Source organism: Streptomyces sp. NPDC006261, assembly GCF_040613515.1.
GTDB lineage: Bacteria > Actinomycetota > Actinomycetes > Streptomycetales > Streptomycetaceae > Streptomyces.
The window spans coordinates 1-19,341 of the sequence record NZ_JBEXSI010000053.1 but is presented as its reverse complement, the minus strand read 5'-3'; the positions used below and the strand labels follow the sequence as shown (position 1 = coordinate 19,341).

Here is a 19,341-nt window from a genome sequence, read left to right as displayed (position 1 = left end):
GGAACCTCGCTTGTTTCCCGCCATTTCCTGCGCCGAAACCCGCGTTGCGATGTGATGTGCACGACGAAGCACCGGCCCGGTCTGCAAGGAACGGTTTGGGGGGCGTAGCCTTGATTTCCGCTGTCCATCACCTTGTGAAGCGGAAGAGGGCGGTTGCCGCCGTGTCGTCTCAGTCCCCCAGTAACTCGAGCATCTCGACCGACCAAGCCAGCCCGGGCACCAACCCGGCCGCCGCTTTCGGCGCCAATGAGTGGCTCGTCGACGAGATCTACCAGCAGTACCTCCAGGATCCCAGTTCGGTCGATCGCGCCTGGTGGGACTTCTTCGCCGACTACAAGCCGGGTTCCTCCGGCACGGCGGACAAGCCCGTTCCCGGCGCCGCAGCCTCGGGGGCTGCGGCAACCGAGACCCCGGCCGCCACCCCTCCTGCGCAGGCCGAGCCGGCCGGAGCCAAGGCCGCACCGGCCCCGGCGAAGCCCGCAGCCGCTGCTCCGGCAGCCCCGGCGCAGGCCGAGCCGGCCGAGACCAAGGCCGCACCGGCTCCGGCCCCGGCGAAGCCCGCGGCGGCCAAGCCCGCGGCCGCGCCCGCCAAGGCCAAGGCGGAGGAGTCCACCGAGGCCCCGGCCGGCCCCGAGTACGTGACGCTGCGCGGCCCCTCGGCCGCCGTCGCGAAGAACATGAATGCCTCGCTGGAGCTGCCGACGGCCACGTCCGTCCGCGCGGTCCCGGTGAAGCTGCTCTTCGACAACCGCATCGTCATCAACAACCACCTCAAGCGCGCCCGCGGCGGGAAGATCTCCTTCACGCACCTCATCGGGTACGCGATGGTGCAGGCCCTCAAGGCCATGCCGTCGATGAACTACTCCTTCGCGGTGAAGGACGGCAAGCCGACCCTGGTCAAGCCGGAGCACGTCAACCTCGGTCTCGCCATCGACCTGGTGAAGCCGAACGGCGACCGCCAGCTGGTCGTCGCGGCCATCAAGAAGGCCGAGACGCTCAACTTCTTCGAGTTCTGGCAGGCGTACGAGGACATCGTCCGGCGCGCCCGCATCGGCAAGCTCGGCATGGACGACTTCTCCGGCGTCACCGCCTCGCTGACCAACCCCGGCGGGATCGGCACCGTCCACTCGGTGCCCCGCCTGATGCCCGGACAGGGCCTCATCATGGGCGTCGGCGCGATGGACTACCCGGCGGAGTTCCAGGGCACCTCCCAGGACACGCTCAACAAGCTCGGCATCTCGAAGGTCATGACGCTCACGTCGACCTACGACCACCGGGTCATCCAGGGCGCGGCCTCCGGCGAGTTCCTGCGAGTGCTGAGCCAGTTGCTGCTCGGCCAGAACGACTTCTACGACGAGATCTTCAAGGCCCTGCGCATTCCGTACGAGCCGGTCCGCTGGCTCACGGACATCGACGCGTCGCACGACAACGACGTGACGAAGGCCGCGCGGGTCTTCGAGCTGATCCACTCCTACCGGGTCCGCGGTCACGTCATGGCCGACACCGACCCGCTGGAGTACCGCCAGCGCAAGCACCCCGACCTCGACATCACCGAGCACGGCCTAACCCTGTGGGACCTGGAGCGGGACTTCGCGGTCGGCGGGTTCGCCGGCAAGTCGATGATGAAGCTCCGCGACATCCTCGGCGTGCTGCGTGAGTCGTACTGCCGCACCACCGGCATCGAGTTCATGCACATCCAGGACCCGAAGCAGCGCAAGTGGCTCCAGGACCGCGTGGAGCGGCCCCGCACCCAGCAGCCCGAGCGCGAGGAGCAGCTGCGTATCCTGCGCCGGCTGAACGCGGCCGAGGCGTTCGAGACGTTCCTGCAGACCAAGTACGTCGGTCAGAAGCGGTTCTCGCTGGAGGGCGGCGAGTCCGTCATCCCGCTGCTCGACGCGGTCATCGACTCCGCCGCCGAGGCCCGCCTCGACGAGGTCGTCATCGGCATGGCCCACCGCGGCCGGCTGAACGTGCTGGCGAACATCGTCGGCAAGTCGTACGCGCAGATCTTCCGGGAGTTCGAGGGCAACCTCGACCCGCGCTCCATGCACGGTTCCGGCGACGTCAAGTACCACCTGGGCGCCGAGGGCACCTTCACCGGTCTGGACGGCGAGCAGATCAAGGTCTCGCTGGCCGCCAACCCCTCGCACCTGGAGGCGGTCGACCCGGTCCTGGAGGGCATCGCCCGCGCCAAGCAGGACATCATCAACAAGGGCGGCACGGACTTCACGGTCCTGCCGATCGCGCTCCACGGCGACGCGGCCTTCGCGGGCCAGGGCGTCGTCGCGGAGACGCTCAACATGTCGCAGCTGCGCGGCTACCGCACCGGCGGCACCGTGCACGTGGTGATCAACAACCAGGTCGGCTTCACCGCCGCCCCGGAGTCCTCGCGCTCCTCGATGTACGCCACCGACGTGGCGCGCATGATCGAGGCGCCGATCATCCACGTCAACGGAGACGACCCGGAGGCCGTGGTCCGCGTCGCGCGGCTCGCCTTCGAATTCCGGCAGGCGTTCAACAAGGACGTCGTGATCGACCTCATCTGCTACCGCCGCCGCGGTCACAACGAGGGCGACAACCCGGAGTTCACCAACCCGCAGATGTACACGCTGATCGACAAGAAGCGCTCGGTGCGCAAGCTCTACACCGAGTCCCTCATCGGTCGCGGCGACATCACGCTGGAAGAGGCGGAGCAGGCGCTCCAGGACTTCCAGGGTCAGCTGGAGAAGGTCTTCGCCGAGGTCCGCGAGGCCACCTCGCAGCCGGCCGCCCCGCACATCCCGGAGCCGCAGGCCGCGTTCCCGGTCGCCGTGGAGACCGCGGTCTCCGCCGAGGTCGTGAAGCGGATCGCCGAGTCCCAGGTCAACATCCCCGAGTCGATCACCGTCCACCCCCGTCTGATGCCGCAGATGCAGCGTCGTGCGGCCTCGGTGGAGAACGGCACGATCGACTGGGGCATGGGCGAGACCCTGGCCATCGGTTCGCTGCTGATGGAGGGCACCCCGGTCCGGCTCGCCGGCCAGGACACCCGCCGCGGCACGTTCGGCCAGCGCCACGCGGTGCTGGTGGACCAGGTCACCGGCGAGGACTACACCCCGCTGCTGTACCTCACCGAGGAGCAGGCCCGCTACAACGTCTACGACTCGCTGCTCAGCGAGTACGCGGCGATGGGCTTCGAGTACGGCTACTCGCTGGCCCGCCCGGAGTCGCTGGTCATCTGGGAGGCCCAGTTCGGTGACTTCGTCAACGGCGCCCAGACCGTCGTGGACGAGTTCATCTCCTCGGCCGAGCAGAAGTGGGGCCAGACCTCCGGCGTCACGCTACTGCTGCCGCACGGCTACGAGGGACAGGGCCCGGACCACAGCTCCGCCCGCCCGGAGCGTTTCCTCCAGATGTGCGCGCAGGACAACATGACGGTCGCCATGCCGACCCTGCCGTCGAACTACTTCCACCTGCTGCGCTGGCAGGTGCACAACCCGCACCACAAGCCGCTGATCGTCTTCACCCCGAAGTCGATGCTGCGTCTGAAGGCCGCGGCGTCGAAGATCGAGGAGTTCACCGTCGGCGGCTTCCGCCCGGTGATCGGCGACGACAGCGTCAAGGCGGAGGAGGTCCGCAAGGTCGTCTTCTGCGCGGGCAAGCTCTACTACGACCTGGACGCCGAGCGGGAGAAGCGCGGCGACACGGAGACCGCGATCATCCGTCTGGAGCGCCTGTACCCGCTGCCGGGTGCGGAGATCCAGGCTGAGATCGCCAAGTACCCGAACGCCGAGAAGTACCTCTGGGCCCAGGAGGAGCCGGCCAACCAGGGTGCGTGGCCGTTCATCGCGCTCAACCTGATCGACCACCTGGACCTGGCCGTCGGCGCGGACGTGCCGCACGGGGAGCGCCTGCGCCGCATCTCGCGGCCGCACGGCTCGTCCCCGGCGGTCGGCTCGGCCAAGCGCCACCAGGCGGAGCAGGCGCAGCTGGTCGACGAGGTCTTCGAAGCCTGAGGACCCTGCAGCTGGACACCACGGAGACCCGGTTCCGCGCACGTCGCGGGGCCGGGTCTCCGGCGTCCGGGCGACCACCGGCTCTCGCTATCCTCTTCCCATGTACTTCACGGACCGTGGCATCGAGGAACTGGAGAAGCGGCGCGGCGAGGAGGAGGTCACCTTCGAGTGGCTCGCCGAGCAGCTGCGTACGTTCGTCGATCTCAACCCCGACTTCGAGGTGCCGGTCGAGCGCCTCGCGACCTGGCTGGCCCGGCTGGACGACGAGGACGACGAGGACGACGAGGACGCGTAAGCTCCGCGCCGTCTAAGTCCTCTCCGCGCCCGCCCTGGCCCGGTGGTAGGCGAGCCCCAGCGCGCCCTGCGCCAGGAGGACCGCCCCCGCGGCCGCCCATCCCCCGCTGCGGCGGCGGGCGCCCCACAGCAGCAGCGGGAGCCCGGCCGCGAGCTGGGCGGCGGCGATGGCACGGGCCCGGGGGCCGCGCACCCAGGGGCCGAGACTGCCCGCCTCGACGGCGTCGAGTTCGACCCGCACGGCGTCGCGCCAGCCCGCCCATTCGATGCGCTCCGCCCCGCGCTGCACCCCGGCGACGCTGCGCAGCCGGTCGGCGCTCTCGCCCGGACCGAGCCCGGCCGGCAGGGCGAGTCCTGTGCGGGTCAGGACCGCGAGCAGGCCGCGCAGCCGGGCCTCGGCGTCCGACTCCGGATCGGGCCGGGTCAGCTCCTCCAGCTCCTGGAGGTCCAGTACGGGGTCGAGGCCGAGCCGGGCCGCGAAGGTGCGCATCGCCTCGTCCTCGCCCACCGGGGTGCCGTCGGCCAGCCAGACGTAGCCGACGGGGCGGCGGAATCCGGCGGCGAGGGTGTAGCCGGCCCGGTCGGCGTCCCACCACAGGGCGAGCACCGGCCAGCTGGAGCCGACGGCCAGGGCGGTGGCCCAGCCGCCGAGGACCCGGTCGACCGGCTCGGGGTCACCGCCTCCGAAGGGGCCGACGCCCCGCCAGGGCTTCCCTTCCGGAACGAGAACGCTCCACTCCCCGCCCGCGCGCGTCAGCAGCATCTGCTCGCGCAGCAGGTGGGCGAGCGGCCGTACGGTCTCGGGGTCGGCGCGGCACAGCAGGAGCGCCCCCGTGGATGTCGCGTTCATGTGCCACACGCTAGGGCAATTTGCCCAACTCTGGCGCCGTTTGACCGGCTGAGGCGTTCACGAATGACACTTGACTTCCCTCATCCGCGATATATCGTGTTGTCTACGAGACGCGATATGTTGCGTTGATGTTCTCTCCGGGAGGTCCTGTCCATGGCTGTGTCGAAGCGGACCGTCGCCGAGCCGCAGAAGCTCACGTTCGACGACCCGGTGACCTCGCTCCACGTCCGCGTCGTCGGCGGCACGGTCAACGTGGTCGGCACCGATGAGCCGGGCGCCCGGCTGGAGGTCTCCGCCATCGAGGGGCCGCCGCTCCTCGTCACCCACGAGGACGGCCGCCTGACCGTGGCGTACGACGACCTCCCCTGGCAGGACCTCCTGCGCTGGCTCGACCCCAACGGGCGCCGCCGCAGCGCGGTCGTCTCGCTCGTCGTGCCCGCCGCCGCCTCGGTGGAGGTCGGCGTGGTCGGCGCCGGGGCCGTCGTCTCCGGGATCGGCGGCCGCACCGACGTACGGGGCATCACCGGGGACATCGCCCTCGTCGGGCTGACCGGCGCCGTCCGCGGGGACTCCGTCTCGGGCAGCCTGGAGGCCCAGAGCGTCACCGGGGACCTGCGCTTCCACTCCGTGGCCGGTGACCTGACGGTGGTGGACGGGGCGGGCTCCTCGGTCCGGGCCGAGTCGATCAGCGGTGACATGGTGCTGGACGTCGACCCTTCGGGCAAGCCCACCGACATCCGGCTGACCACGGTCTCCGGGGCGATCGCGATCCGGCTGCCGCACCCGGCGGACGCCAGGGTCGAGGCGAACACCGCGAGCGGGACCGTGTCCAACGCCTTCGAGGGCCTCCGGGTCGGCGGGCAGTGGGGCGCGAAGAAGATCACCGGCACGCTCGGCGCCGGCACGGGGACCCTGCGGGCGACGACCGTGTCCGGTTCGATCGCCCTGCTGCGCAGGCCCCCGGCCGAGGACGACAAGCACGGTGCCGAGCCGACCGGAAAGGTTCTCTGACATGGCCCCCGTATTCGCCCACGGCCGTCTGCGCCTCTATCTGCTCAAGCTCCTGGACGAGGCCCCGCGCCACGGCTACGAGGTGATCCGCCTCCTGGAGGAGCGGTTCCAGGGCCTGTACGCCCCCTCCGCGGGCACCGTCTACCCCCGACTGGCCAAGCTGGAGGCCGAGGGCCTGGTCACCCATGCCACCGAGGGCGGCCGCAAGGTCTACTCGATCACCGACGCCGGACGCGCCGAACTGGCGGGCCGCAGCGGCGAACTGGCCGACCTGGAGCTGGAGATCCGCGACTCCCTGGCCGAGCTGGCCGCCGAGATACGCGACGACGTGCGCGGGGCCGCCGGCCGGCTCCGCAGCGACATGCGGGCGGCCGCCTCCGAGTCCCGGCAGGGCACGGGGAGCGGCACCACCAAGGACAAGCAGTCCTCCTCCCCCTTCGGAGACTTCACGGACTTCGGCGACTTCGGCAGCCTGGGTGACTTCGGCGACAGCGAGGCGTGGCGCAACGCCAAGGAGGAGCTGCGCCGGGCCAAGCAGGAGTGGAAGGAGCAGGCGCGGCGAGCCAAGGACGAGTCCCGGCGCGCCCGCGAGGAGGCCCAGCAGGCCCGCCGCCAGGCCAAGGAGGCGCAGGACAAGGCGCGTGAGCAGATGCAGAACGCCGCCCGCCAGGTGCAGGAGCACTTCGCGCGGGGCGACTGGCCCTCCGGCGTACGGGAGGGGCTGGCCGAGATCACCGGGCAGCTCGGCGGCTTCACGCGGGCGGGCGGCTGGTCCTCGTTCGGCAAGCCCGGACCTTCCGAGACCGCCGAGGCCGCCCCGGCCCCCGAGTCCGCCCCGGCCCCCGAGTCCGCATCCACCTCCGACTGGGGCAAGGACGTCCCGGTCACGGACGACCCGGCGCGCGACCTGGACCGCCTGCTGGACCGGTTCCGCGACACCGTCCGGGACACGGCCCGCGACCACGGGGTGACGGGGGGCCAGCTGGCCGAGGCCCGCGGCCACCTGGGCGCGGCGGCGGCGCGGATCGAGGCGCTGCTGACACCGAAGGCCGCGGAGAACGAGGAGAACGAGGCGGGCGACAGCTGAGACCGAGGCGGGGCGCGTGCCGTACACGGGGCACCCGCCCCGCCTCCGCGTCCTCACCTGCCTCCGCGCGTCCTCACCTCACCCCGCCGTGGCGTACCCCTGCCCATCGGCCTCGGGCCCGTACAGCGCGCGGTGCACGGTCGCGTACGTCGCCCCGTGCTCGGCGAGGACGTCGGCGACGGTCCCGGGGGCCGCCGTCAGCGCCAGGAGCAGGTGTTCCTCGCCGATGAATCGGTCGCCGCGCCCCAGGGCGACCCGCAGCGACCTCTCCAGGATGCTCTTCGCCCCCGGGGTGAAGGGGCGGCGCCCCGACCACCACCGGCGGCTGCCCCGGCGGGCGTCGAGAGCGCCCTCGCCGTGGGCCCCTTCGACCCGGTTCACGATGGCGCCGACATCGATCCCGATCCCCGCGAGGGCCTCGGCGTCGGCCTTGGTCAGCCCGCCCCAGCGGCGGGCCTCGGCGAAGGCGGCGTCGAGGGAGGCACGGCGGCCGCTCAGTCCGAGGGCGGCGACGGCGAAGGAGGCCCGGCTCCCCTTCTGTTCCAGCAGGGCGAGCAGCAGGTGTTCCTCGGTGACCGGTCCGGCCCCGCCACGCTCCGCCTGCGCCACGGCTCCCTTCACGGTCGCGCGGGCTCCTTGAGTGAACCGTTCGAACATCAGCGCCTCCCGTACTTCTTGTGCACGGCCTGCCGGCTGACGCCCAGCTCGGCGGCGATCTCCTGCCACGACCATCCCTGGACGCGGGCACTGCGTACCTGTACGGCTTCGAGCTGCTCCAGCAGCCGCCGCAGCGCGGCCACCGCCCGCAGCCCGACCCGCGGGTCGCGGTCACCGGCGCGTGCGGCCAGGTCCGTTGCTTCGGTCATGACGTCAACCTACATTGACACTCCCTTCGCGTCAATCAAAGTTGACAACATCGTCCGCGAGCCGGGCATGCCGCTCCACGTCGTACCGCACGTCGCCGTAGCGCAGCTTGGCCCGCTCGACCCCCTCGGGCGCGAACCCGGCCCGTACGGCGACCCGGCAGGAGGCCGGGTTGTCCGTGCGATGGCCCAGCTCCAGCCGGTACAGGCCGAGTTCGCCGAACGCCCACCGCGCCACCGCCCGCACCCCGGCGGGGGCGACACCCCGGCCGCGCGCCGCCTCGGTGGTCCAGTAGGAGACCCAGCCCGTGCCGTGGACCCGGTTGAGGGCCCGGACGGCCACGCAGCCGAGCGCCTCGCCCTCCTCCCCCACGACGGCCCAGGAGTAGCCGGTCCGGGCCCCTCTCTCCCGCGTACGGTCCGCGATCCAGGCCAGCGCCCCGGCCCGGTCGGAGACGGGCCGGTCGCTCTGGCGGTCCATCTCGGCCGGAGCGAAGGCGCGGAGCACGGCGGAGGCGTCGGCGGGGAGCCAGGGGCGCAGCAGGAATCCCTCAGGGGCGGTCAGTTCTTCCATGCGGGCCAGCCTCCCGCACGGTCACCACCACCTCCGCCCCGGGCCACGCCAGAACGGTCAGGCGGCCCCCGTGCGGCGCCTTGCCGAGGATGCGGGCGGGACCGGTGACGAAGACACGCCAGCCGTGCGAGGAGGGCGGGAGGGACAGCTCCGTGGTGCCGGGACGGGCGGCCGCCGCCGCCCGGTAGGCGAGCCGGTAGGAGCGGGTGGCGGCGTCGTACGTGTCGGAGCGGACCGCGCCCGCGACGGCGGGGGCGTACGGGGTCGCGGTCTGCTCCTTGTTCCTACGGAAACGGCCGCGCTCGTCGAGGGCGCAGTAACCCCCGCCGTAGCACCAGACGTACCCGGCCCAGCCGGAGCTGTAGCGGTCGAGGGAGGCGACGGCCTCGCGGTAGAAGCGGCCCATGTTGGGGAGGGCGTTGTTCAGCGGCCCCCACTCACCGACGACCACGGGCATCCGGTGGCGGGCCGGGTAGGCGGTGACAGCGGCCTCGTACGCCTCGATCCAGCCGGCCGAAGGGTCGTAGTCCGCGCCCGCCTCCATGGCGGTGTCGTAGAAGTGCGGGGCGTACACGGTGCGGCTGTCGTGGATCCGGCCCAGCCCTGTGGGCACGCCCTCGCCGACGATGGGAGTCGGCTCGACGAAGAGCCAGGTGGAGGGGTCCTCGGCGCGGACGGCGCGGGCGAGACGGTTGTACATGGCGGTGAGGTGCTGGGCCTCGATGCGACGGGCGGCGGTCGGCAGGTCCTCGCCCTCGCGCAGCTCCCCCATCGGCTCGTTGATCAGGTCGTAGCCGATGACGGCAGGGTGGTCGCGGAACCGTTCGGCGAGGACCTGCCACATGGCCGCCTGGGCGCGTTGCAGGTCCAGGTCCTCGTAGAGATGGGTGAAGGCCCGCTGGACGGCGGGCTCGAAGTACTCGGAGAACCAGTCGTCGGGGTTCGGGGTGAACGGCAGCCCGTCGGTCCTGGTGGCCCAGGCGGGGATGCCCCGGTGGCCGAAGGCGGGCCCGAAGACGTCCTGGTGGGCGTCGATGAGGACATGGACGCGGTGCTTGTGCGCCCAGCCCAGGACGCGCTCGATCTTCCGGAGGTAGCGCTCGCTGTACTGCCCGCGCCGGGGCTCCAGGTCGTCCCAGAAGACCAGCAGCCGGGCGAAGTTGAAGCCGTTCGCGCGCAGGTCGCGGAAGTGGCGCTCGGTGATGGCGCTGAGTGCGGCCTCGCCCCGGTTCGTCTTGTCCTCGACGTTCCAGCCGCGCAGGGTGAGGGTGCGGCCGCGATCGTCGGTCAGGGGCGGGATGGAACGTTTGTACGCCGTCGGGGCGGGGGCCTGGGTGGATGCCGGGCGTGCGGAGGCGGCGGGAACGAGGGCCCCCGTCGCCAGCACGGACGCGACGACAACTGCTATGAGTGCTCTGCCCATGCGCATGGGCGGCATCCCATCAGCAAAGCTGACACTTATTCAAGTATGGTGCGGCGACGAGTTCGTGGCACTATCCCGTCGGCCGGAGCACGATCTTCCCGAACTGCTCGCCGTCGGCCAGCCGCTGGAACCCCTCGCGGGCCCGGTCCAGCGGCAGCACCTCGTCGATGACCGGCCGGACGCCGGTGGTGGCGCAGAACGCGAGAAGGTCCTCCAGCTCGTCCTTGCTCCCCATGGTGGAGCCGACGACCTTGAGCTCCAGGAAGAAGATCCGGGTCAGCTCGGCGTGCGAGGGCCGGTCGCCGCTGGTGGCCCCCGAGATGACGAGGGTGCCGCCGGGACGCAGCGACTTCACCGAGTGGGACCAGGTGGCGGCGCCGACGGTCTCGATGACGGCGTCCACCCGCTGCGGGAGCCGCGCTCCGGGCTCGTACGCGGCCAGCGCGCCGAGCTCCACGGCCCGCTTGCGCCGGGTCTCGTCGCGGCTGGTGGCGAAGACCCGGAGCCCGGCGGCCTTGCCGAGGACGATCGCGGCGGTGGCGACCCCACCGCCCGCGCCCTGGACGAGCACGGAATCGCCCGGCCGGACCCCGGCGTTGGTGAAGAGCATCCGGTACGCGGTGAGCCAGGCGGTCGGCAGACAGGCGGCCTCCTCGAAGGAGAGCTCCTTCGGCTTGGGCAGCACGTTCCAGGTGGGCACGGCGACCTGCTCGGCGAAGGTGCCCTGGTAGCGCTCGGTGAGGATGGAGCGCGGCTCCTCCGGCCCGAACCCGTGCCCGGACTGGCCGATCACGGAGTGCAGGACGACCTCGTTGCCGTCCTCGTCGATGCCGGCGGCGTCGCAGCCGAGGATCATCGGAAGCCGGTCCTCGGCGAGGCCCACGCCCCGCAGCGACCAGAGGTCGTGGTGGTTGAGGGAGGCGGCCCGGACGGTGATGGTGCTCCATCCGGCACGCGCCTCGGGCGCCGGGCGTTCGCCCAGCTCAAGGCCGTCGAGGGGCTGGTCGGGGTCGATGCGGGCTGCGTAGGCGGCGAACATGGCTAGACCATAGGCCGGGCTAGGCGACCACGTAACCGCCTACGCGTGTGACGCACACCAACCTCCCGCCCGGCCCCTGCGGCGCTTGAGTGACGGAGAGCCGCACCGTCAAGCCCCTCGGGCGGTTGAGGAGCGGAGCCCCCGGGTCGGGGTCCGTACACCAACCGGACCCCGCCCCCGTCACCCGTACAGGCACACGCGCGGCGTCAGCGCCGAGCCACACCCTCCGCCCGCGCCGCCGCCGCGACCGCCGCGGTGACGGCCGGAGCGACCCGCTCGTCGAACGGGGACGGGATCACGTAGTCCGCCGCCAGCTCATCGCCGACCACGTCGGCCAGCGCGTTCGCCGCGGCGATCTTCATGCCCTCCGTGATCCGGGAGGCCCGCACCTGGAGCGCCCCCGCGAAGATCCCCGGGAACGCCAGCACGTTGTTGATCTGGTTCGGGAAGTCGGAGCGCCCGGTCGCCACCACGGCCGCGTACTTGTGCGCGATCTCGGGGTGGACCTCCGGATTGGGGTTGGCCATCGCGAAGACGTACGCACCGGGCGCCATCGACGCCACCGCCGCCTCCGGGACCGTACCGCCGGAGACACCGATGAAGACGTCCGCACCGGCGAGCGCCTTCTCCAGCGACCCGGAGATCCCGGCCCGGTTGGTGAGCTCGGCCAGCTCGCGCTTGACGTCGGTCAGGTCGTCCCGGTCCCGGCTGACGATGCCCTTGCGGTCGGCCACCGCGACATCGCCGATGCCGGCCTCCAGCAGGAACTTGGCGATGGCCACGCCCGCCGCGCCCGCGCCGGAGATCACACCGCGCAGGTCTCCGAGCGTCCGCCCGGAGAGCTTGGCGGCGTTGCGCAGGGCGGCGAGGGTGACGACGGCGGTGCCGTGCTGGTCGTCGTGGAAGACCGGGATGTCGAGCCGCTCCTGGAGCTTGCGCTCGATCTCGAAGCACCGGGGGGCCGAGATGTCCTCCAGGTTCACCCCACCGAAGGAGGGGGCGAGCCGGACGACGGTGTCGACGATCTCCTCCACGCTGGTGGTCGCGAGCGCGATCGGCACCGCGTCGACGCCGCCGAACTGCTTGAAGAGGATGGCCTTGCCCTCCATCACGGGGAGGGACGCCTCGGGCCCGATGTCACCGAGGCCGAGCACGGCGGTGCCGTCCGTCACGACGGCCACGACCTGGGACTTCCAGGTGTAGTCGTGGACGAGCTCGGGGTTGTCGGCGATGGCGCTGCAGACTTTCGCCACGCCGGGTGTGTACGCCAGGGAAAGGTCGTCCTTGTCCCGGATCGGGACGGTGGACTGCACGGCCATCTTCCCTCCCCGGTGGAGGGCGAAGGCCGGATCGAAGGGCTCGTCGGCCCCGGTGTCCGCTGCGCTCGTGCGCTGGATGCCACTGTCGGCGGTGCTGTCGCTGCGAGGATTGACGATCTCCGCTGCCATGGTGTTGACCCCTTAAGTCTTCATCGTTTGAGGGTGGCCACTCCTGGTTGAGGAGGGGTGGGCGGGCACCGCGTACGTGCCCTGCGCCGAGCGGTTGGCCCGCCCCGGCAGGGAGAGGTACATACGCGCGGGCGCGCCGCACACGCGCCCTGAGCCCCGGATGAGGGGTGTAAACGTCTTTCTTACCGGACCAACCCTGTCCCGCACGAGTCCATTCCGATGCGGTGACGTGACTCATAGTCGAATATCTGGACAAGTCGGCAAACCGGCATAAATGCCGCCCGGCAGGAGAGACACACCGGAGATTCTCCGGCGGCGAAGAGAGTTCGCGACAGATGGTCCGGCCCCGTGGTGCCGGCCGCGCGAGTTCGGGGGTCGCCCGTTATCCGATTTTGACATGACTGAGCCCCTGAATGGGCCGATCCGAATGGCAGGATGCCGTCATCACACAAGGTGGCGACACTCGAAGGTGCGTGCCAAGCCGCCCCGAAAGCACCCTCACCCTCACCTGCCGGAGGATCCCGACATGACCGCAAGCATCATGCGTCGCAAGACCGCCAAGTCCCGGATTGCGGCGGTCGGCGCCATCGCGGTCGCCGGCACCCTGCTGCTCACCGCCTGCGGTGACCAGACCGAGAGCGCCTCCTCGGAGGGTGGCGACAGCACGGCCACCAAGGCCGGCGCCCCGCTCTTCTCCAAGCTGCCGGCGAAGTACCAGAAGTCGGGTGTCATCAAGGTCGGCACGAACGCCGAGTACGCCCCGATGGAGTCCGTCGAGAACGGCAAGATCGTGGGCGTCGACCCCGACCTCGCCGAGGCCCTCGGCAAGCAGCTGGGTGTGAAGTTCGAGTTCACCTCCGGCTCCTTCGACGGGTTGATCACCGCCCTGAACTCCGGCCGCCACGACATCGCCATGTCGTCCATCACGGACAACAAGCAGCGCCAGGAAGGTCTGGACGACTCGGGCAAGAAGCTGGGCGAGGGCGTCGACTTCGTCGACTACTTCCTCGCCGGCACCGCCGTGTACACGAAGAAGGGCAACCCGCAGAACATCAAGTCCATCGAGGACCTCTGCGGGAAGGCCGCCGCCGTCCAGCGCGGCACCACGTACGAGGAAGCCCTCAAGAAGCAGTCCAAGGCGTGTACGGACAGCGGCGAGAAGGCAGTCAAGATCGAGTCGTTCGAGAACGACACCGAGGCCCAGACCCGGGTCAAGTCCGGCGGCGCGGTCGCCGGTGTCAACGACTACCCGGTCGCGGTCGACCTGGCCCGCAAGGCCGACGGCGGCAACGCCTTCGAGGTCGTCGGCGAGCAGATCGACGCGGGCCCATTCGGCATCGCCGTCAAGAAGGACAACACCGGACTGCGGGACGCCCTGAAGGAAGCCGTCGACGCGATCATCGCCGACGGTTCCTACAAGAAGGTGCTCGACAAGTGGGGCGCCGGCACGGGAGCGATCGACAAGGCCGCCATCAACGGCGGCAAGTGACCGGACGCTTCACCGAAGGGCAGTCACGATGACTGACAAGTTCGACAAGACACCCGCCGGCTCACCCGCCGGCCCGGTGTCCGTCTCCAAGGCCGCCACCACGGCCCCGGAGAACATCAAGGCCATCCCGGTCCGCCACGTCGGCCGCTGGATCAGCGGCGTCGTGGTCATCGGCCTCCTCGTGGCCCTCGGGTACGCCTTCTCGCAGGGCAACATCCAGTGGCACGCCGTCGGCGACAAGCTGTTCGACAGCAACGTCGTCGCCGGAGCCGGCCGTACCCTGCTGATCAGCGTCCTCGCCATGGTGCTGGGCGTGATCCTCGGTGTGATCCTGGCCGTGATGCGGCTCTCGAAGAACCCGGTCACCAGCTGGGTGGCCTGGCTGTACATCTGGTTCTTCCGGGGCACCCCGGTCTACGTCCAGCTGCTGCTCTGGTTCAACCTGGCGCTGATCTTCCCGGTCCTGAACATCCCGTTCATCTACAAGGACGAGATGACGGACGTCATGACCCCGTTCATGTGCGCCCTGCTGGGGCTCGCCCTGAACGAGGCCGCCTACATGGCGGAGATCTGCCGCGCCGGCATCCAGTCGGTGGACGAGGGCCAGACCGAGGCGTCGCACGCGCTCGGCATGACCCAGGCGAAGACCATGCGCCGTGTGGTCCTGCCGCAGGCGCTGCGGGTGATCATCCCGCCGACCGGCAACGAGTTCATCAACATGCTGAAGACCTCCTCGCTGGTCTACGCGGTCACGTACAACGAGCTGCTCCGCTCCACCTCGCAGATCGGCTCCACGTCGTACGCGGTGATGGAGATGCTGTTCGTCGCGTCCATCTGGTACATCGTGATGACCAGCGTGTTCAGCGTCGGCCAGTACTACCTGGAGCGCCGCTACGCCCGCGGCTCGCTGCGCTCGCTGCCGCTCACGCCGCTGCAGCGCATCAAGGTGAACCTCGCGTCGTTCAGCAACCGGCCCTCCGGAGGTGTCTCCGCATGACCACCCCCATGGTGAAGGCCGAGGGCGTCCACAAGTCCTTCGGCGCCGCCCACATCCTCAAGGGCATCGACCTGGAGGTCGCCCCGCGTGAGGTGTTCTGCCTGATCGGCCCGTCCGGCTCCGGCAAGTCCACGTTCCTGCGGTGCATCAACCACCTGGAGCAGATCAACGCCGGCCGGCTCTCGGTCGGCGGCGAGCTGGTCGGCTACCGGCAGAAGGGCGACAAGCTCTACGAGCTCAAGGACAGCGAGGTCGCCCTGCAGCGCCGGGAGATCGGCATGGTCTTCCAGCGCTTCAACCTGTTCCCGCACATGACGGCGCTCGAGAACGTCATGGAGGCGCCGATCCAGGTCAAGGGCGAGGCCAAGGCCGTGGCCCGGGCCCGCGCCGAGAAGCTGCTGGACCGGGTGGGCCTCGCCGACAAGGCGAAGAACTACCCCACCCAGCTCTCCGGCGGTCAGCAGCAGCGTGTGGCCATCGCCCGCGCGCTGGCGATGGAGCCGAAGCTGATGCTCTTCGACGAGCCGACCTCGGCGCTCGACCCGGAGCTGGTGGGTGACGTCCTGGACGTCATGCGCGGTCTGGCCGAGGACGGCATGACGATGATCGTCGTCACCCACGAGATGGGCTTCGCCCGCGAGGTCGGTGACGCACTGGTCTTCATGGACGACGGCGTGGTGGTCGAGTCCGGCCACCCGCGCGACGTGCTGGGCAACCCGCAGCAGGACCGGACGAAGTCGTTCCTGTCGAAGGTGCTGTAGCCGGCTCGGCCTTGGGGAGAGGGCGGTACGGACGCGACGTCCGCGCCGCCCTCTCCCACGTCCGTACCGCCCCCGTCCGCGCCGCCCGCGTCCATACCGCCCCCGTCCGCGCCGCCCGCGTCCATACCGCCCCGGTCGAACCGCCCCCGCCCGTACCGCCCCCGTCCGTACCGCCCACTCCCGCGTCCGTCGGCCCGGCCGTCGGGAAGCGCCTCGCGTACGCACTCCGTACGGCTCGTTTCCCGGTCCGGTTCGGGGCACAGGTCCTCGTCCGGAGCGGCCGGGCGGCCCTCCTTCTTCTCCACGGCCTCCCGGTTCTCGCAGTTGAGGACGGGACAGCCCACGCCACCGTCCTCGCGGAACGCGTACTGCCCGTCCAGCGGCGCGAGCAGGGGCCCCTGCGCATGCTCGGGCGCGGTCCCCTTGATCACAGTGAGCAGCAGGGCCAATGCGGTCTCTCCCCACACGCCCGGGGGCAGCAGCGCCGCCAGGCCCCGAGCCGCGTGGCTCTTGAGCGTGTTCGTCCGCACCCCCAGCGCCTCGGCCGTGGCCTCACGCTCAGGTCCTCCCGGTAGCGGAGCACCAGCACCGCACGTTGCCTGGGCGTGGGCTGGACGAGGACCGCCCGGACCACCAGGCCGGTGTCCGTGTCGGACGCGGGCACCTGGCGGTCGGGCCGCTCGCCGTACGCCTGTTCGCGCCGCCAGACCCTCCGGCGGCCCGCGACGAAGGTGTTGACCGGCCTCTTGCGGGCGTACGCCTCGATGTTGTCGAGGCGGCCGTGCCGGCGGCCGCCGAGGACGACCTTGACCAGCGCGCTCCGGACCAGGTCCTCGGCCTCGTGCCGCCCCCTCTCCCCCGGGCCCGCGGATGCGGACCGTCTCACCCTTCCAGTGCGTGGGGGGCGGAGAAGGTCGCAGCTCCACGCGACGGGCGGTACGGGGCCATCGGCCCGTACCGCCCCTTCGCCTTCGTGGCTCCGCCTACTTCACGGCGAGGATCAGGCTGTCCGAGGGCGACGCCCAGACCGCGCGGGCCTCGCCGAAGCCGGAGGCGAGCAGGGTGCGGGCGTGCCAGGCGGCCGAGGGCATGTCGCCGTCCGCATGCTCGCCGTAGATCGCGAAGCGTTCTGCGGTGGGCCCGGCGAGCACCGGGTCCTTGGCGGCGACGGCCCACCACTCGGCCCAGTCCAGGGCACCCGCGGCCTTGGCGCGGTCCATGGCGGCGTGCCGGTGGGCGCGTTCGGCGGCGTTGATCCGGGGCGTGCCGGGGTCGATGGTGCGGTCGGCGTTCATGAAGACCCCACCGTCACGGACGAGGCCGCCGAGCTGCCCGTACAGGGTGGTGAGCGGCTCGCTGTGGAGCCAGTGCAGGGCGGTGGCGGTGAGGACGGCGTCGTACGAGGTGCAGGGCAGCCGGGTGGTCCAGTCGGGGTCCCTGAGGTCGGCGGTGACGAAGGTGACCCGGTCGTCGCCCTCGAAGGTGCCTCGGGCTATGGCCAGCAGCGCGGGGTCGAGGTCGACGCCGGTGCTCGTGGCGTCCGGGAACCGCTTGAGGAGCCGGTCCGTAATACTTCCCGTACCGCACGCGAGGGCCAGGACCTGGGGCGCGGGGCCGACGACCGCCTCGACCATGTCCAGCATCACCCGGAACCGCTCCTCGCGGTCGGGCATGTACCACTCCTGCTGCCGGTCCCAGCTCTCCTGCCAGGACCGCCAGTCGGTGCTCGTCCCCGTCTCCGTCACGACAACCTCCAAGTAAGCCTCATGAGCGTCAGCCACCCATTACACTGACCGACACCCCGACCCTAGACCGACCCGGTAAGGACTACAAGTGGAACTGGCCTATTACTCGGACTACGCCGTGCGCCTGGTCAACACCGAGGAGCCGGCCCGCAACAAGGACGCCCTCACCTCGGTCGAGGCGGTACGGGAGCTGTTCGGCGCCAACCAGCAGGCGGCTCGGCGGACGACGGACGCGGACGTGACCCGCTTCCGTTCCGTACGGGGCCGGCTGCGCGCGGTCTTCGAGGCGGCCGACGGCGGCGACGAGACGCTCGCCGTCGACCTGCTGAACTCGCTGCTGCTGGAGTTCCCGGTGAGCCCGCAGATCTCCGGACACGACATCCGGGCCGAGGACGGCGGGCCGGACTGGCACATGCACCTGGCCGACCACCCGTCGAACGCGACCGCCGGATACGCGGCCATCGCGGCGATGGGTCTCGCCTTCCACCTGACCTCGCACGGCGTGGACCGGCTCGGCCTGTGCGAGGCGGCCCCGTGCCGCAACGCCTATCTGGACACCTCCACCAACCGGTCCCGGCGCTACTGCTCGGACCGCTGCGCGACCCGGGCCAACGTGGCCGCCTACCGGGCCCGCAAGCGCGCGGGGGCGGACCGGACCGGCCGCACCGACGAGGCCGCCCAGCCGAGCAGCCCGGTCACCGACCGCTGACCCTTCGTCGTCCTCGCCGGGGGCCGGTAGCGGGCCCGCACCCGCGCCAGCACGAGCTCCTCGGGGACCGCCCCGTAGTCCGTGCTGTCCCCGCCCGCGAACGTGTTGTCGCCCCGCACCCACCAGCCACCCGGCCGCCGTTCGACCGCCCGTTTCACCACCAGCAGGTCCTGCTGGAAGGGGTGACGCAGGATCACCACGTCACCGGGGCGCACGGGCGCCCCGTACTGCACCAGCAGCAGGTCCCCGTGGTAGAGGGTGGGCACCATCGAAGGCCCCGTCACCTCCACCACCCGCAACGGCCGCCGCCGCCCGGCCCGCCCGCCTCCGGACACCCGTCCCCACTCCGGCATCTCGGCCACCTCCCGGTCCTCCTCCGGCACACCGTCCCGCGTACCGCGTTCCGCTCCGTACATTCGGCCGACAGTCCGAATCCCACCCCGGACTTTTGACCTAAGCCCCTGGGGCAGCCACGGAAAGCGGCGCTCCACGGAGTAATGTCCCACCTGAGAAGACGATCACGAGGAGGACAGCTCCATGCTTTCCCGCCTGTTTGCCCCCAAGGTGAAGGTCAGCGCCCACTGCGACCTGCCCTGCGGCGTGTACGACCCGGCCCAGGCCCGCATCGAGGCCGAGTCGGTCAAGGCCGTCCAGGAGAAGTACCAGGCCAACGAGGACGCGGACTTCCGCACCCGCGCGGTCCTGATCAAGGAACAGCGCGCCGAGCTCGCGAAGCACCACGTGTCGGTGCTCTGGAGCGACTACTTCAAGCCCCCGCACTTCGAGAAGTACCCGGAGCTGCACCAGCTGATCAACGACACCCTGAAGGCGCTCTCCGCGGCCAAGGGCTCGAACGACCCGAAGACGGGTCAGAAGGCCCTGGACCTGATCGCCGAGGTCGACAGGATCTTCTGGGAGACCAAGAAGGCTTGATCTTCCCTGCGCCGTCCGGCCCGCGCTTGCAGCGAGGAGACCCACGGCATCTCCACCCAGCTCATCCTGTGTTTTCTGCGCGACCTCTCCGCCGAAGCCGCCCTCGGCACCCTTGACGCGGCC

General features: G+C 70.9%; 18 protein-coding genes and 1 pseudogene. 9 read left to right on the top strand and 10 right to left on the bottom strand.

From position 1 onward, the window contains the following. Positions 1–161: 161 nt before the first annotated feature. Together ABZ154_RS27830 and ABZ154_RS27825 are read left to right on the top strand one after the other, a co-directional pair. Positions 162–3,995, top strand: coding sequence for a multifunctional oxoglutarate decarboxylase/oxoglutarate dehydrogenase thiamine pyrophosphate-binding subunit/dihydrolipoyllysine-residue succinyltransferase subunit (locus ABZ154_RS27830; protein ID WP_356837033.1), 3,834 nt, complete (start codon positions 162–164; stop codon positions 3,993–3,995). A 100-nt stretch (positions 3,996–4,095) separates the two neighbouring features. Beyond that, entirely contained in the window at positions 4,096–4,290 is a 195-nt protein-coding gene (locus ABZ154_RS27825; protein ID WP_175515220.1) for a DUF6104 family protein, read from the top strand. Between the two features lie 12 nt (positions 4,291–4,302). On the opposite strand, the gene ABZ154_RS27820 is transcribed toward ABZ154_RS27825, so the two are convergent. Next, positions 4,303–5,139 carry a hypothetical protein gene (locus ABZ154_RS27820; protein WP_356837031.1) on the bottom strand — a complete coding sequence of 279 codons (837 nt, stop codon included), beginning with the start codon at positions 5,137–5,139 and terminating at the stop codon, positions 4,303–4,305. A 153-nt stretch (positions 5,140–5,292) separates the two neighbouring features. Here ABZ154_RS27820 and ABZ154_RS27815 point away from each other — a divergent pair, with 153 nt between their 5' ends. Further along, positions 5,293–6,150, top strand: coding sequence for a DUF4097 family beta strand repeat-containing protein (locus ABZ154_RS27815; protein WP_356837029.1), 858 nt, complete (start codon positions 5,293–5,295; stop codon positions 6,148–6,150). A gap of 1 nt (position 6,151) precedes the next feature. Beyond that, positions 6,152–7,237 carry a helix-turn-helix transcriptional regulator gene (locus ABZ154_RS27810; protein WP_356837027.1) on the top strand — a complete coding sequence of 362 codons (1,086 nt, stop codon included), beginning with the start codon at positions 6,152–6,154 and terminating at the stop codon, positions 7,235–7,237. Between the two features lie 78 nt (positions 7,238–7,315). Here the strand turns inward: ABZ154_RS27810 and ABZ154_RS27805 are convergent, their stop codons facing one another. The 6 genes from ABZ154_RS27805 to ABZ154_RS27780 form a co-directional block, all read right to left on the bottom strand. Beyond that, positions 7,316–7,894: a Clp protease N-terminal domain-containing protein gene (locus ABZ154_RS27805; protein ID WP_356837025.1), complete on the bottom strand. Its 579-nt coding sequence runs from the start codon at positions 7,892–7,894 to the stop codon at positions 7,316–7,318. After that, a complete protein-coding gene (locus ABZ154_RS27800; protein ID WP_006127526.1) occupies positions 7,894–8,103 on the bottom strand; it encodes a sigma factor-like helix-turn-helix DNA-binding protein in 210 nt (69 codons plus the stop codon). Before ABZ154_RS27800 ends, ABZ154_RS27805 begins: the two co-directional genes overlap by 1 nt. 31 nt (positions 8,104–8,134) lie before the next feature. Then, the gene (locus ABZ154_RS27795) at positions 8,135–8,674 is read right to left on the bottom strand and encodes a GNAT family N-acetyltransferase (RefSeq protein WP_356837023.1); all 540 of its coding nucleotides are present in this window, start codon (positions 8,672–8,674) and stop codon (positions 8,135–8,137) included. Continuing rightward, positions 8,652–10,103 carry a cellulase family glycosylhydrolase gene (locus tag ABZ154_RS27790; RefSeq protein ID WP_356837021.1) on the bottom strand — a complete coding sequence of 484 codons (1,452 nt, stop codon included), beginning with the start codon at positions 10,101–10,103 and terminating at the stop codon, positions 8,652–8,654. Before ABZ154_RS27790 ends, ABZ154_RS27795 begins: the two co-directional genes overlap by 23 nt. Before the next feature lie 64 nt (positions 10,104–10,167). Further along, a complete protein-coding gene (locus ABZ154_RS27785) occupies positions 10,168–11,136 on the bottom strand; it encodes a zinc-binding dehydrogenase (protein WP_356837019.1) in 969 nt (322 codons plus the stop codon). 206 nt (positions 11,137–11,342) lie between these two features. Continuing rightward, a complete protein-coding gene (locus ABZ154_RS27780) occupies positions 11,343–12,584 on the bottom strand; it encodes an NADP-dependent malic enzyme (RefSeq protein WP_356837017.1) in 1,242 nt (413 codons plus the stop codon). 526 nt (positions 12,585–13,110) lie between these two features. Between ABZ154_RS27780 and ABZ154_RS27775 the strand changes: the two genes are divergently transcribed. Genes ABZ154_RS27775 through ABZ154_RS27765 form a run of 3 tightly spaced genes read left to right on the top strand, consistent with a single transcriptional unit; the run spans position 13,111 to position 15,831 of the window. Further along, positions 13,111–14,073 (top strand): ABC transporter substrate-binding protein, encoded by a 963-nt coding sequence (locus tag ABZ154_RS27775; RefSeq protein WP_356837015.1) that lies wholly within the window; start codon positions 13,111–13,113, stop codon positions 14,071–14,073. A gap of 28 nt (positions 14,074–14,101) precedes the next feature. Then, complete coding sequence (locus tag ABZ154_RS27770) at positions 14,102–15,070, top strand: amino acid ABC transporter permease (RefSeq protein WP_356837013.1); 969 nt, start codon at positions 14,102–14,104, stop codon at positions 15,068–15,070. Beyond that, entirely contained in the window at positions 15,067–15,831 is a 765-nt protein-coding gene (locus ABZ154_RS27765) for an amino acid ABC transporter ATP-binding protein (RefSeq protein WP_356837011.1), read from the top strand. Before ABZ154_RS27770 ends, ABZ154_RS27765 begins: the two co-directional genes overlap by 4 nt. Before the next feature lie 482 nt (positions 15,832–16,313). Here the strand turns inward: ABZ154_RS27765 and ABZ154_RS27760 are convergent. Beyond that, positions 16,314–16,690: pseudogene (locus ABZ154_RS27760) on the bottom strand (sigma factor-like helix-turn-helix DNA-binding protein); the annotation flags it as partial. Between the two features lie 124 nt (positions 16,691–16,814). Beyond that, complete coding sequence (locus tag ABZ154_RS27755) at positions 16,815–17,576, bottom strand: class I SAM-dependent methyltransferase (protein WP_356837009.1); 762 nt, start codon at positions 17,574–17,576, stop codon at positions 16,815–16,817. Positions 17,577–17,664: 88 nt separating this feature from the next. On the opposite strand from ABZ154_RS27755, the gene ABZ154_RS27750 reads away from it, so the two are divergent. Then, positions 17,665–18,285, top strand: a complete 621-nt coding sequence (locus ABZ154_RS27750; RefSeq protein WP_356837007.1) for a CGNR zinc finger domain-containing protein — start codon at positions 17,665–17,667, stop codon at positions 18,283–18,285. On the opposite strand, the gene sodX is transcribed toward ABZ154_RS27750, so the two are convergent. Next, entirely contained in the window at positions 18,198–18,701 is a 504-nt protein-coding gene (sodX, locus tag ABZ154_RS27745) for a nickel-type superoxide dismutase maturation protease (RefSeq protein WP_356837005.1), read from the bottom strand. The genes ABZ154_RS27750 and sodX overlap by 88 nt on opposite strands. Positions 18,702–18,822: 121 nt before the next feature. On the opposite strand from sodX, the gene sodN reads away from it, so the two are divergent. Beyond that, complete coding sequence (gene sodN, locus ABZ154_RS27740; protein ID WP_003966342.1) at positions 18,823–19,218, top strand: superoxide dismutase, Ni; 396 nt, start codon at positions 18,823–18,825, stop codon at positions 19,216–19,218. Positions 19,219–19,341 lie beyond the last annotated feature (123 nt).